Below are 13,579 nucleotides of genomic sequence, written 5' to 3' on the forward strand. Positions count from 1 at the left end.
CCCGCACCTACTGTTCACGACCACCGTGCACTTTCGACGTCGAGGCGTGGGTCGGTGCGCACCCAGACTTCGCCCCCGGCGGCCCCGGCCGGGGCGTCGACCCGTTCGAGACCGAGGAATTCGATCAACTTGAGCAGTTCGGCTCGTTCGGCTCGGTCATCGTCGACATCCTGTGAGTCGAAGAAGACGTAGTACTGGTCGCTCGGGTCGACGATGCCCGAATCTGCCCAGATCCGACCGACTTCTTGAATTGCCGCTGCTTCCGTCGCAATCGCGGCGGCGCGGGCGGCACCGCGGGTCTCCGGGGACGCGTCGAGGTCGGAGAGGTCGGAGAACCACTGGCCGAAGTAGTCGAGGCCGGCATATCCGTTCTCGAAGAACAGCATCGCGCTCGGAAGGTAGCGGTTGGGCCTGTCGACCCGGAGGTGTTCCGACCGAGGTTGGTCCGCGTCCTTGATCCGGGAGATCACACCCAGGCGGGGCATGAGCACCAGACTCTGCCTGGCCGGTTCATCCTTGATGGTGTACGTGTGAGACTCTCGACCCCGGAAGAACGCCGAGAACGCGACGTAGGCTTCCTGAGGGTCGGCCACGGAGACTTGTTGATCGTTGCCAGCACCGATCGTGAAGACGAACTGCTTCGGTCCGGGATGGTAGGGGCGGGCCATGTGCGTCCTTCGTTCAGGTGTGAAAGCTGCACTGAGCATAGGCGTGCTGTGCGCGCTCGCCTCAGCCGTAGTAATCGTCTAGCGTCTCCGGCTTCCTCACCTTGCCTTCACCGGCGGGATATGGGACGCCCAACTCCTGGAACCAGACCTGGGCCAAGAGTTCCGTGTGGTGATAGAACACCGCTGCCGCCCGTGCGGATGGGAACGACTGCCCGCTCTCCAGGTTCTCGGTCGCCTGGACCAGGTAGCCCAGCATCCGGGCATTCTGGCCCCGATACTTCTCGCGGTTGCTTGCTCCGGCGAGGTCGGTGGCCTTGAACGCTCGCGTGATCCGGTCGCGCACGCCGTCGGCGTACTCTTCGACGACCTGCTCAGCGGACATGGTCCGCGGCCCGTCCGCATCAACCCCGGCCTGTGTCAGCGCGACGGCCGACGCGTTCACGGGCTGTGCCGTACCGTTCGGTTCGATCTTGAAGAGATGGACACCGGTCTCCGCAGCGGCGGTGACGGCAGCGGCGGTGTATCCGGACGAGGAGTAGAAGATGTGATGGGCAAGGTGTGGTCGGGTGCCACGCAGTTGCTGGACCGGGGGTGCACCGACCGGAAGGGCCTGCATCTTGACCTGTGCCACAGCGTCCCGAGCAACGGCGTCGACACCGCCGTCACAACTACCGCCCGTGAGCCGGGCATCGGCGAAGCCTAGGGAGCGCATGTGAGCGCAGGCGAGCTCCTCAGTGGTGCGCCAGTCGGTGGGTAGAAACGCGGGGGTAGGAGTCGACGCCGCCGACGGCCGCGACCGACGTCTCCACACCTCGGCGGCGGCCTCGGCGTCGCCGCCAGCCGAACATGGTGCCGTCGCGGGGCAGCCGCTGGTCTCGGTGCGTCCACGGTCGCGCCGGCCCCAGGTGCGCGATTGCAGCCAACGACGCTCGCCTCGACCCACTACCCTCGGGGCTTGTGATATCTGACCTGGCGGATGTCGTCGCGGCGTGCGGCTCTGCGATCGCGGTTGTCGTGACGGTCGTATTCGCGTTACGCCAGCTGCGTTCGGCGCAGACCGCCAACCAGACCCTCGTCGCGATTGAGCTGCTGACCCGAGACCGATCCAGCGACGAGTTTCTTCGCGCTGAGGACTTCGTCCTCAATGAGCTCACCCTCCGACACCCGCCACCCGATGTCAGCGTCAGTGACCTGCCGGCCGAAGCCCGCCACCAGGTGGTCCGGCTGTCCCTGTACTACAACGGCCTGGGCCAGATGCTCGCTTTTGCGGCGGTCGATCCGAGGCTCCTTGTGGGTACGGTCAGCTACCGTTCCCGGCAAGCCTGGCGCGTCCTGGAGCCCTACATCCTCGCCGAGCGTGCCCAGCGCGGCGAGACGTACCTGTCCCATTTCGAGCACCTGGTCCACTCGGCCACGCACAACCCGTGGGCCACTGCCGTACGAAAGTTCAACCTGCAGCGCTTCGGCAGCTATCCCGCGGAACTCGGCATGAACGACGGTTCGACGAAAGCGTTGTCGCGCCAGCATGAAGTTGCGTAACCGTGAAACTGTGCGCGGACCTTCCAGCCGTCGAGGAACGGCTTGAGTGCGGCAAGCCGCGCCGCACCAAGAACGGCCTATTGCGGTACGCAACCGCCGCCAGCAGGTCATGCCCGAGCGAGGTTCGGCTCCGGAGGTAGGGCACCTCACGGTCACCCAAGGGGTATCAGCTGTCCGAGTTCCTGAGTGCATCGGGTGAGCGCGACGTAGAGGCCGTTCCAGCCGCGCGGTTCGGCGGCGATGCCTCGGGGGTCGATGAGTAGCGTCGCGTCCCATTCCAGTCCCTTGGACTGGGTTGCGGTGAGCACTGGCACATCGCTCAGCGCAGCCGCGAGCTCGGCGATGCGGTCGGCGGGGGCGATGACGCCGACTGTGCCACCGCGCCAGCGTTGCTGCAGCTGCCGCACAGCTTGGGCGGCGGCGTCGGCGAGCTCGGCGGGTGTGATCGTGAGCTCCCAGGGCGCGATGCCGGAGGAGCGTACCGCTCGTGGCGGCGTGTTGTGGCTGCCAGCTTTCGTCAAGACCGGCTCGGTGAGGTCCATGACCTCACGCGGGGTCCGGTAGCAGATGGTGAGTTCCGCGGCGGTCCAGCGGTCTCCGAAGACGGCCCGCACCGCTTGTGCCCAGCTGGTGTGCCGGTGCGCTGCCTCGGTTTGGTCGATGTCGCCAACGGCGGTGATGGAGCGACTGGGACAGCGCCGCAGAACCATGTGCCACTGCATCTCCGACAACTCCTGCGCCTCGTCGACGACGACGTGGCCGTACACCCAGCCGCGCTGTCGGCGAGCGCGGTCGGCGACGAACTCGCCCTGTGGTTGCGGGGCGTCGACCTCGCCGAGCAGGTCGGCGAGGGCGTCGAGCAGTGGGATGTCGCTCGATGCCCATGGGGCGGGCTCGGCCGAGACGGCGGTGATCTCCTCGGGGGACAGGTGTGGGGCGAACCGGGCCAGCAAGGCGCGGTCGGTCAGGAGATCACCGAGCAGGGTTTCGGTGTCGAGGGTGGGCCACCAAGCCTCGATGAACCGGGCGATGGTGCTGTTGCCGGCAATACGACAACGCAGGTTCTCGATCTCCTCCTCGGAGAGCAATCCGTCGATGTCGCTGCCGGTGGACGTCCGGGTGGAGTGGTCGTCATGCCCGAGGCTCTTGTCGACGCGGGCGAGGATGTCCTCGAAACCCTCCTCCATCTCGTCCATCAGCGCCTCACGCTGCTCGGCGACGACATCGGCAAGGAGGTGGTGCACCTGCTCGGCGAACGCCGCGCGGGCGCGGTGGTACGGGCGGCCCTGTACCGCGGAGGCGAGCGCCTGCGCCACGGTTGCGGCTGGAATGACGTAGAACTCGCCCTCCCAACGCAGCTTCAGCTCGCGGGGTCGGGGGAGCAGCGCCGCGACGTAGCTTTCGAGTGCGGGCTGCCAGAGGGCGCGGCCCTTGATCTCGGCGAGAAGTCGGCTCTCGTCGCGGCCCACGTGGATGTCGGTCAGCAGGGTGTCGCAGGTTGCCGAAACGACGGCGGTCTCACCGAGCGCGGGTAGGACCTGGGCGATGTACTGCAGGAACCGCGGCGAGGGGCCGAGGACCAGGACCGCTTGTTCGGCCATCCTGCGGTGGGCGAACAGCAGGTAGGCGACGCGGTGCAGAGCAACCACGGTCTTGCCGGTGCCGGGACCGCCCTGAACGATCAGCGGGCCGGTCGCCTCAGCCCGGATGATGTCGTCCTGTTCGCGTTGCAGCGTGGAGATCGCTGTCGTCATGCGACCGGTGCGCCGCTGGTCGAGGGCGGCGAGAAGAGCGCCTTCGCCGACGAGTTCCGCCGTCATCGTCCCGTCCAGTGGCTCGTCGTCCACGCCGACGACGGTCGAACCCGTCGTGCGTATGTGACGACGTCGTGCCTGACCTTGTGGGTCGACAGCCGTCGCGGTGTAGAACGGCCGAGCCGCGGGAGCGCGCCAATCGACCAGCAGTGGCTCGCCGTCCTCACCGTCGTTGCGGAGACCGACACGGCCTACGTGCCGCACCGTCCCATCAAGGCCGTCGAGGCGGCCGAAGACCAGCCCTTCCCGTGCTCCCCGCAGCTCTTCGTACTGCTGGCGGAGCATGCGCTGCCGGGCCCGTTCCAACGCGTCCTGGGCCTCTGACGAGAGCTCGACCTGCAGATGGTCGACCAGCCTGTTGCGGCGGGCCGTGGCCAGGTCGAGAAACGCCTGTTCCTCGGCGACCGCCGAGCGGCGCGCGACGCCTTCTGCGGTACGGGTCGGCGGTGCGTCGTCCGGTGCTACTTCGCCGATGCCAGCAGCGCTGTTGTTCAGAGCAGACTTCCGGCGCATTCGCAAATCCTTGTATTGGCGTTCCCCTCGGCCCGGCTGAGCCGCAGTGCATTCCGGCGGCAAGCATAGGGTCGGTTTCCCCTGTCGGCCAGCGAATCTGCCGGCAGAGATGGTGGTCTCAACGCCTTGCAGTTCAGGGTCGCTTGTGGCCTCACCCAACCTCGAATCGTCTATTGACAGTCCGGTCCATATCTGATCTGCGGGTGCGCCCCGACCAGCCAGACGTCACCCATGAAGTGGATCCACGACGCCAGCGCTATCGGGCCGACGAACCCGGAGCTGGGCAGTCCGCAGTCCGCCTCGGACGGGCAGGCCGGGCGCGGGGCTCCTTCTGAAATCGCATCCGTAATCGCATCCTCAAAATTGTCGAAATGCGGGGAGCAAGCGCGGGACGTAAAGGAGTGTCAGTACGCGTTCTGGTTGACCAGAATTGGCGTGCCGCTTCCTCTCGGGCCCGGCTCGGTGCGGACCAGGCCGATCGTCTCGCACCGCTACTACGTACCGTAGTATTAGGTTGGTCCGCCCGGCGGCGACGCTCGCTCGGTCTCAGGAATCTGACAGCAAGTCGGTACAGCCGTCTCCGTATCGTCTGGATCGGACACCGCCGTTCGATGTCGGGCGGGCTGGTCACGTTGTTCCACGCGGCGGACGAGGACGGGAAGATGACGAGGAACGCTCGCTTGACCTTGGCGTTGATCGCGGTGGTGGTGCTCGTGGTCGGCGGGCTGCTGACCGTCAACCGTCCCGACCAACCGCGCGTCGCGACCACCGACGCGGGCGGCATCGATTCAACGGTGCTGGTGCGTGAGGACAGCCACCGGCTGTCCACCGCCGCGGACGGCAAGGTGACTCTGGTGGAGTTCCTCGACTTCGAGTGCGAGTCCTGCGCCGCCGCGTACCCGGCGGTCAAGCAGGTCTTGGCCACCTACGAGAGCCGCATCACCGTCGTGGTCAGGTACTTCCCGATCCCGAGTCACCCGAACGCAGATCTGGCCGCGCGCACCGCTCAGGCCGCCGCGAACCAGGGCCGCTTCGCCGACATGTACGCCCAGCTGTTCGAGAACCAGACCAACTGGAGTCACAAGGAGCAGCCACAGACTGAGGTGTTCCTCGGCTACGCCCGTACCCTCGGACTGGACCTGCCGCGTTTCCAGCGTGATCTCGACGACCCGGCCACGGCCACGCGGGTCGCCAAGGACAAGTCCGACGGCGCAGCCGCTGGCGTGCAGGGCACGCCGACGTTCTTCCTCAACGGCCAGCAACTGACCGACCTGCGCGGCCAGGACGACCTCGTCGCCGCCATCGACGCCGCGCTGGCCGAATGAGCGCCGCAACCACCGAGCGGCAGACCGAACGGACCTTGCCAGAACAGGGTTTCCTGTCCCGGGTCACCGCCTGGATCTGCGCCGTCGGCGGGGTTGTCGGGTTGCTCGCCGCCGCGATCCTCATCGTCGAGAAAATCAACCTGCTCGCCGACCCCGGTTACGTGCCGAGCTGCAGTATCAACCCCATCCTGTCCTGCGGTTCGGTCATGACCACACCCCAGGCCGAGGCGTTCGGGATCCCCAACCCGCTGATCGGCATCGCGGGTTTCGCCGCGGTCGCCACGATCGGCGTCGTCCTGCTGGCCGGTGCGCGACTGCCCGGCTGGTTCTGGCTGGGTCTACAGGCCGGCGCGACGTTCGGCGTGATCTTCGTACATTGGCTGATCTACCAGAGCCTTTACGTCATCGGCGCCCTGTGCCCCTACTGCATGCTCGTCTGGGCCGTCACCATCCCGATCTTCCTCTACGTCACGGTGCGCGCCCTGCGCCAGCACGGCGGCGTGCTCCCCGGGCCCGTGCGGCGGGTCGCCGCCGCAGTCGCCACCTACCACAGCCTGATTCTCACCGCCTGGTACGCGATCGTCCTGATCGCGATCCTGACCCGCTTCTGGAGCTACTGGAGCACCCTCGTCTAGCCCGTCCACCGCTCTCGGGCTCGCCCTGCGCTATCACCCGTCAGCGGCCCTGCAGCCCCTTCACGTTGTCGCCGAAGGTCCAACTCTTCGACCCGTCCCAGTTCGCCGACCAGGTCATCAGACCCTTGAGGCCGGGTACGGAGTTCCAGGCCTGCGTGACCAGCGACGTCGACATGTAGCCGCCGCCCGCCCCGTTCTGCGCGGGCAGACCCGGGACCTGCTTGTCGTACGGCACGCGGATGGTGGTGCCCTGGATGGTGAGGCCGTTGTTCAGGCACTGCGTCTGCACCGTGAAGCCCTGCACGGTGCCCGCCGGGTACGAGTCGCCGGCGCAGCCGTACATGCTGCCGTTGTAGTACTGCATGTTCAGCCACCAGAGCCGGCCGTTGTCCACGTACTTCTTGATGATCGGCAGGTACGAGCCCCAGATCGAGCCGTAGACCACGCTGCCGCCGGTGACGTAGGCCGTCTCCGGTGCCATGGTCAGACCGAAGTTGGACGGCATCCGGGCCAGCACGCCGTCGATGATCCGGATCAGGTTGGCCTGCGACGTGGACAGGGTGTTGATGTTGCCGCTGCCGGTCAGGCCGGTCTCGATGTCGATGTCGATGCCGTCGAAGTGGTAGGCAGTCAGGATCGGCACGATCGTTGCGATGAACCGGTCGGCGACCGCGGTGGAGCTCAGGTCGATGCCCGCGGCGGCCCCGCCGATCGACATCAGGATGGTGGCGCCGGCTGCTTTGGCCTGGCACATCTCGGTCGGGGTGGCGACCTTCACGCCAGCGTCCATGCCGTTCTCCCAGAGCACCGTGCCGTCCGAGCGGATCACCGGGAACGCCGCGTTGATCACGTTGTAGCCGTGCTGGCCTAGCCGGCTGTCGGTGATCGGGATCCAGCCGAGGCCGGGGTGTACGCCGTTGGAGGCGCCGTCCCAGTTCTCCCAGTAGCCCTGCAACACCTTGCCGGCGGGCCGTGACTTCACCGCGCAGGTGCCACCGGTCGGCGGCGGCGTGGTGGGGGGAGGCGTGGTCGGTGGTGGCGTGGTGGGCGGCGGGGTCGTCGGTGGGGGCGTGGTGGGCGGGGGAGTGCCTCCGGAGCACGCGCCCAGGTCACGCCACAACGACGGGGTCGCGGCGGGGTTCCAGCCGGCTCCGGGGTACGCGGTGTGGGTGACCAGGGCCTGGTAGAGCCGGCCGCCATAGGTGACCTGGGCACCCGCCTGGTAGGTGGTGCCCTCGGCCCAGGCCGGGGCGGTGCAGGCGACCATCGGGACGGCGTTGGCCGAGGACACGGCCGCCATGCTGCTGGGGACGAAGGCGACGGCGGCCGTGAGGGTGATCGCCGCCCCGGCTACCACTGCGAAAATCCGACGGCTTCTCATGGCTCACTCCCCAGGCTTCGATGACCCGCGACCTCCACATATTGACGTTCATGAAGTTTAATATCAAGGGTTGTTTACAGATCCCGGGAAAGTTGGCGTCGGTAGCCGTAGACGTTGGATGCGCTGCCACGTCGGACTCCAGGCCCTTTGCGGGTGGTAGGCACCGGGTACGCCCCTGCCGTAATCTCCCGACGGGAGGATCCGATGCGCGAGGTCTCACTACCGAAGACGACCGCCGAGGCGTTCGCCGAGTGGCAGCCTCCCACCCTGTTGCCCTTCCACTGGCACGTCTACGACGTCGGCGCCGTGCTGCCCGCAGGCTGGGACACCGAGCTGCTGGACCTGGCGCACCGCAAGGCGACCCGGCACAGCTTCCGTCCCACCATGAGCACCGCCCGGGAGGTGCCGGACGTCGAGATCTCCCTGGAGGCGGTGAACGGTGAGGAACTGCGCCGGGAGGCGCCCTGGCTCCACGAGCTGTATGGCGGGTGGTTCCGTGATCTGGCGGGCCGGATGACCGAGGAGGAACTGCACACCACGAGCACGGTCAACCGGGCGCTGAGCTTGAACATTCTGCGCGGCGACGGCGAGCGCTATCCGTGCCACGTGGACAGCAACCCGATGCAGGGCCTGCTCTACCTGACCGACCTGTCCGAGGAGACCGGCGGCGGCCTGGTGGTGGCCCGAGATCCGGCCGCGCGCAACGTCGACGAGGTGAACGCCGACTGTGGCGTCATCTACCCCAGACGCGGGCAGCTCTACTTCTTCGACGCCCGGGCGCACGCCCACTACGTGGAGCCGATGCGGCGCGTCGATGCCCTGCGCGCGGTCGTGACGATGAACTACTACTCACCGTCCTGCCCGGAGACGGTCCGGCCGGCCGGCCTGGACGAGCAGCTCTTCAGCAGGTGATCCCGGGCCGCTCGCCCTCCACCTTGCGGTCCCGACGCGACCTCGTCGAGGTCGCCAGCGAGCAGCAAACCGTCATGACTGCGACGATGTGTTGGGGCAGGATCATCGGCTGTGACACTTGTCCTGCCGCCGCGCCTGACGGCCTCGGCTCAGAGCTTGCGCGACGCCGCTCATCGGCGTGGACTACGCAGCGTCCAGCTCCGCACCTTCGACGTACCCGCCGGGTTGCGTGCTGATCACCTTCATGCGGGACCGAGCTTCGCCGACGTCGTCGCACCTCTGCTCGGGATCGCGCCCCTGGAGGCTGAACCTGGCTGGTTGACTGGCCTTCCTCGTGAACTTACCCGCCGCGAAATCACCTTGGTCGCCATCGGCGAGGCCTACGAACTGCGTCGACCGGCGTTCATCAAGTCGCCCAACGACAAGAACATACCGGCCATGATCTACACCGATGGCTCCCGCCTGCCCGGCCCGGATGCTGTCGACCGGCAGACTCCAGTGCTCGTCAGCGACATCGTCGACTTCACCGCCGAATACCGGTTACACGTGCTCGACGCTGTTGTCTACGCAGGCAGTCAGTACGCCAAGCACGGCCGGTTGCACCTCGGCCCTCCGTCGACCGACGCGCTAGCCTTCGGTGCCGATCTCATTGCCGGATACGGGCACACGTTGCCCTCCGCCATCGTCGTGGACATCGGACTGGTCGACGGCCACTGGGCCGTGATCGAGGCAAATGCCGCATGGGCCAGCGGCGCCTACGTAGCGGACCCAGACCTGGTCCTCGATGTCGTCCTCCGAGCGGCCGGCCCAACGGCGTCGGTCACCGCTCGTGACCGACAGTTCATCCGACGACCTCAGCTGACCGCTGCACTTTAAGCCCAGCAGGTCCAAGCCGGTGTACGGATCACCTCGGGCAGGGCGAGACGTCCCTTAGGTTGACCTGGGCGCTTGTCTGCCGCGAGGCGTGCGCTTCGCAGCGTCCTGCCGAGCGGGCGCAGGTGCCATCGCAACTACTGATGACAGCGTGTCCTGGGGTACGTAAGTTGGCGCCATGGCAAACCACTGGACCTTGGGATGCGATGCCGACGATCCCCAGCAGCTTGCCGCCTTCTGGGCCCGTGCCCTGGGGTACGTCAAGGAGCCTGGCTTCGACGAGCCTGACAACGCGTCCATCGTCGACCCGGACGGTAGGGGGCCCGCCATCGGCTTCCTGAAGGTGCCCGAGGGCAAGACCGCCAAGAACCGGATGCACATCGACGTACGGGTGGCCGGCCCAGGCCCCTGGGACATGACCGAGCGTGCACGACTGATCCGGCAGAAGGTGCCCGAGCTGGTGTCCGCCGGCGCGATGGTGGTCCGCGAGGAGTCTTACGGCGACGTCTTGGGGCACGTCGTCATGCAGGACCCCGAGGGCAACGAGTTCTGTGTCGCCTGATGCCGTGACGGAGTACGAGTTCGAGGGCGCCGTGTGGGAATGGCGAGGGCCGTCGCCGTACCACTTCGTGACGATCCCACCCGAGGGCGTCGACATGGTGCGCCAGTTGGCCTCGGTGGTCACCTACGGCTGGGGCATGATTCCGGTGGAGGTTCGGCTCGGGCGGAGCCGGTGGCGGACCTCGTTGTTCCCGAAGGACGGGGGTTACGTTCTCCCGCTGCGGGACTCGGTGCGCAACAAGGAGGACATCGCCCTCGCCGACGTCGTGCACGTCCGCCTGGTCGTCCGGGCCGGGTAGATCCCGCAACGTGAGTCGCTGCCCTGTACTTGCGCCTGGGCGTCGAAAAGCGAGATCATCACGCATGCTCGACCCCTCGCCCGAGGACGACGAAACTTCACCGACGGTTTCCACGCCGGATTTCGTGGGTCGTGATCGGGAACTGGCGGCGCTACGGGGCGCCTTGGCCCGGCCACCGGCGATCGTGCTGGTGGAGGGCGAGGCGGGAATCGGGAAGAGTCGACTGCTGCGGGAGTGGTTGGCGGCCCCGGACCAGCGCACCGCCCTGGTCTCGGTGTGCCCACCGCTTCGCGAGTCGCTGACCTTGGGGCCGATCGTCGACGCGTTCGGTGGGGTCGACCGTCCGGTGTCGCGACTGCCGCTCACCGCGCTCGCGGGTGCGTTACGGCCGCTGTTCCCCGAATGGTCCTCGGACCTGCCGCCCGCACTGCAGCCCTTGGACGATGCGAAGGCGGCACGGCATCGCCTGTTCCGCGCCCTGGACGAGCTGCTGCGGGCCCTGCGTGTCGACGTTCTCGTGCTCGAGGACGCCCACTGGGCCGACGAGATGACCCTGGAGTTCCTGCTGTTCGTCACCTCCCGGCAGCAGACGGACGGGCCAAACCTCGTGATCTCCTATCGGCCGGAGGAGGTGGACGACGGGTCGCTGTTGCTGCGGCTGACGTCCCGGTTGCCCGCCGGCGTGACCCAGCTGAGGATCGCCCTGGCGCCGATGCGACCCGACGACACGGCAGCGCTGGTGTCCTCGATGCTGGACGGCAACCCGATATCGCAGGAGTTCGCGACGTTCATGCACGAGCGGACCGGTGGTGTTCCTCTGGCGCTGGAGGAGTCGGTTCGCCTCATGTGCGACCGCGGCGACCTCGTCTTCCGCGACGGGCAGTGGGTCCGGCTGAAGCTGCGCGAGCTACGGGTGCCGCCAACGGTGCGCGACTCCACCCGGGAGCGGGTGGGTCGTCTGTCGCCGCCGGCGCAGCAGGTGTTGCGAGCCGCGGCCACGTTGGCTGAGCGGTCCTCGGCGGCCACGATCGCGGTGACCGCCGGACTGTCACCCGCTGAGTGTCGAGGTGCCATCGCGGAAGCCGCCGGCGCCGGGGTCCTGGACGCAGACGACCGCGGCCAGTGGCGATTCCGGCATGTGCTGGCCGCCACGGCTGTCTACGAGGCGATCCCGTTGACCGACCGCAGACGCATCCACCTGCTGGCCGGCCGTGCCTTGGAGAACATTCACCCGCAGCCTGTCGCACGCCTTGCACACCACTTCCGTGAAGCGGGTGAGACGCAGTCCTGGGCGCGTTACGCCGAGCAGGGTGCCGAGCTGGCCATGGCATCGGGTGACCACACCAAGGCCGTCGACATGCTGGTCGATCTGTTGTCGTGGGCCGTGCTGCCGCGGGCGGATCGGGCACGGATAGCGCGCATCGCCGGAGTAGCCGCACTGGGCCGACGTGAGCCGGTCGACCAGGTTCACCACCGGGTGATCCGTACCCTGCGCTCGGTGCTGGAGACCCCTGGTCTCTCCGCCCGCCAGCAGGCCGAGATCCGCAACCCCCTGGGTCGGCTCCTGATCACCGCGGGTGAGGCGCAGGCCGCGCTCAGCGAGCTCGAGCAGGCGGTGGCCAACCTCGACCATGACCCGGTCGAGGCGGCCCGGGCAATGACCTACCTCGGATGGGCCTATGCGGGACCGTGGCCGGCGTCGACCCATCGGCGTTGGCTGGATCGCGCCGCGGAACTCACCACCGAATTCGACTCTCCCGCCCAGCGGCTGAACCTGGCCGGCAACCGAGCCGCAGCGTTGCTCATGCTCGGCGAAGAGGAGGCCTGGGAGGTCGCCGCCAGCCTGCCCATCGACGGTACGACCACGGCGGAACGTCTCGACGTCGCCCGCATCCACACCAACGTCGGGACCGGCGCGGTGATCTGGGGCCGGTACGCCGACGCGGACAAGCACCTCGCCGTGGCCCTGGACATTGCCGAGACCGAGCAGGCGTTCCGGTTGCACCACAACGTCCGACTCGAACAGGCGAACCTGGCGTGGCTCACCGGCCGGTGGGAGGGGCTCGCGGAACAGAGTGCGGCACTCGCCGACGCCGACCGGGACCGGCCGGCGCACTACCTCGGCAGCATCCGGCTCGCGGCCCGGCTGGCAGCCGCAGCCGGACGGCGGCGTGCCGCGGAGGAGCAGTTCCGCCTAGTGCTCGAGGAGTCCGCCCGTCTCGGCGCAGCGGACGACACGATGGAGGCAGCCGCCGCGCTGGCCAGACTGTGGCTGGCGGACGGAAACAGCGGCCGGGCCCTGCAGATCACCAGCGAGCCGATGGACACCGTCCGGAGAAAGGGCATCTGGATCTGGGCGACGGACCTCGTCCCCGCCCGGATCGAGGCGCACCTCGCCGCCGGCGACCTCAATACCGCGACACGCCTGGGCGACCAGCTTGCCAGAGGACTGCGTGGCCGTACGGCACCTGCGCCCCGCGCCGCGCTCGCCGTCTGCCGTGCCCTGCTGCTCGCCGCAGCCGGAGACCACGCCCGCGCGGCGACGGCATACGATCGGGCGGCGCGCGCCTGGAGCGCGTTGCCGCGCCCCTACGACGCCATGCTCGCCCGTGAGCGTCAGGCCGAGGCGCTCATCGCGCAAGGACGCATCGAACACGGCCGAGAGTTGCTGGCCGCACAGTACGAGCAACTGTTCAGGCTCGGCGCCCGTGGCGACGCGGACCGGGTCGCACAGCGGCTTCGCGAACACGGCGCCGAGGTTCCGCGCCTGTGGCGCGGCGGTCGACGAGGGTACGGCGACCAGCTCTCACCGCGCGAGCTCGACGTGGTCCAACTGGTCGTCGCCGGCAAGACCAACCGGGAGATCAGCCGGATCCTGGCCAAGTCGCCGGCCACGGTGGACCAGCAGCTGCGTGCGGCGATGCGCAAGTTGAAGGTGACCTCCCGGACCGCGCTCGCGGTCAAGGCGGTAGAGGCCGGAGTGTTCGCAGAAGAGGACTCCCTCGACGACCCGTCGTGAAAATTGACGTATCCGCTGGATAGCGACGGCCACTCGTCCC

12 protein-coding genes are annotated in these 13,579 nt (G+C 68.0%); 8 read left to right on the forward strand and 4 right to left on the reverse strand.

Features of this window, described 5'->3' with window-relative positions; genetic code table 11:
* Positions 1-14 precede the first annotated feature (14 nt).
* Both ACFQGL_RS05880 and ACFQGL_RS05885 read right to left on the reverse strand, forming a co-directional pair.
* Positions 15-668, reverse strand: a complete 654-nt coding sequence (locus ACFQGL_RS05880; RefSeq protein ID WP_377506511.1) for a hypothetical protein — start codon at positions 666-668, stop codon at positions 15-17.
* Between the two features lie 61 nt (positions 669-729).
* Positions 730-1,611 carry a restriction endonuclease gene (locus tag ACFQGL_RS05885; protein ID WP_377506514.1) on the reverse strand — a complete coding sequence of 294 codons (882 nt, stop codon included), beginning with the start codon at positions 1,609-1,611 and terminating at the stop codon, positions 730-732.
* A gap of 14 nt (positions 1,612-1,625) precedes the next feature.
* Here ACFQGL_RS05885 and ACFQGL_RS05890 point away from each other — a divergent pair, with 14 nt between their 5' ends.
* Positions 1,626-2,207 carry a DUF4760 domain-containing protein gene (locus ACFQGL_RS05890; protein ID WP_377506517.1) on the forward strand — a complete coding sequence of 194 codons (582 nt, stop codon included), beginning with the start codon at positions 1,626-1,628 and terminating at the stop codon, positions 2,205-2,207.
* 152 nt (positions 2,208-2,359) lie between these two features.
* Here the strand turns inward: ACFQGL_RS05890 and ACFQGL_RS05895 are convergent, their stop codons facing one another.
* Positions 2,360-4,534 (reverse strand): HelD family protein, encoded by a 2,175-nt coding sequence (locus ACFQGL_RS05895; protein WP_377506520.1) that lies wholly within the window; start codon positions 4,532-4,534, stop codon positions 2,360-2,362.
* Positions 4,535-5,196: 662 nt separating this feature from the next.
* On the opposite strand from ACFQGL_RS05895, the gene ACFQGL_RS05900 reads away from it, so the two are divergent.
* Together ACFQGL_RS05900 and ACFQGL_RS05905 are read left to right on the forward strand one after the other, a co-directional pair.
* Positions 5,197-5,859, forward strand: a complete 663-nt coding sequence (locus ACFQGL_RS05900) for a DsbA family protein (protein WP_377506522.1) — start codon at positions 5,197-5,199, stop codon at positions 5,857-5,859.
* The gene (locus ACFQGL_RS05905) at positions 5,856-6,494 is read left to right on the forward strand and encodes a vitamin K epoxide reductase family protein (RefSeq protein ID WP_377506525.1); all 639 of its coding nucleotides are present in this window, start codon (positions 5,856-5,858) and stop codon (positions 6,492-6,494) included. The genes ACFQGL_RS05900 and ACFQGL_RS05905 overlap by 4 nt, the downstream gene beginning before the upstream one ends.
* Before the next feature lie 40 nt (positions 6,495-6,534).
* Here the strand turns inward: ACFQGL_RS05905 and ACFQGL_RS05910 are convergent, their stop codons facing one another.
* Positions 6,535-7,875, reverse strand: a complete 1,341-nt coding sequence (locus ACFQGL_RS05910; protein ID WP_377506528.1) for a carbohydrate-binding protein — start codon at positions 7,873-7,875, stop codon at positions 6,535-6,537.
* A 204-nt stretch (positions 7,876-8,079) separates the two neighbouring features.
* Between ACFQGL_RS05910 and ACFQGL_RS05915 the strand changes: the two genes are divergently transcribed.
* The 5 genes from ACFQGL_RS05915 (at position 8,080) to ACFQGL_RS05935 (ending at position 13,539) form a co-directional block, all read left to right on the forward strand.
* On the forward strand, positions 8,080-8,787 hold the full coding sequence (locus ACFQGL_RS05915; protein WP_377506531.1) for a 2OG-Fe(II) oxygenase: 708 nt from the start codon (positions 8,080-8,082) through the stop codon (positions 8,785-8,787).
* Between the two features lie 111 nt (positions 8,788-8,898).
* Entirely contained in the window at positions 8,899-9,663 is a 765-nt protein-coding gene (locus ACFQGL_RS05920; RefSeq protein WP_377506534.1) for an ATP-grasp domain-containing protein, read from the forward strand.
* Positions 9,664-9,838: 175 nt separating this feature from the next.
* Positions 9,839-10,222, forward strand: a complete 384-nt coding sequence (locus tag ACFQGL_RS05925) for a VOC family protein (RefSeq protein ID WP_377506537.1) — start codon at positions 9,839-9,841, stop codon at positions 10,220-10,222.
* Between the two features lie 4 nt (positions 10,223-10,226).
* Positions 10,227-10,520 (forward strand): DUF1905 domain-containing protein, encoded by a 294-nt coding sequence (locus tag ACFQGL_RS05930; RefSeq protein ID WP_377506540.1) that lies wholly within the window; start codon positions 10,227-10,229, stop codon positions 10,518-10,520.
* 124 nt (positions 10,521-10,644) lie between these two features.
* Positions 10,645-13,539 (forward strand): ATP-binding protein, encoded by a 2,895-nt coding sequence (locus tag ACFQGL_RS05935; RefSeq protein ID WP_377506543.1) that lies wholly within the window; start codon positions 10,645-10,647, stop codon positions 13,537-13,539.
* Positions 13,540-13,579: the final 40 nt, after the last annotated feature.

It is taken from the genome of Micromonospora vulcania (assembly GCF_042658605.1).
GTDB lineage: Bacteria > Actinomycetota > Actinomycetes > Mycobacteriales > Micromonosporaceae > Micromonospora > Micromonospora vulcania.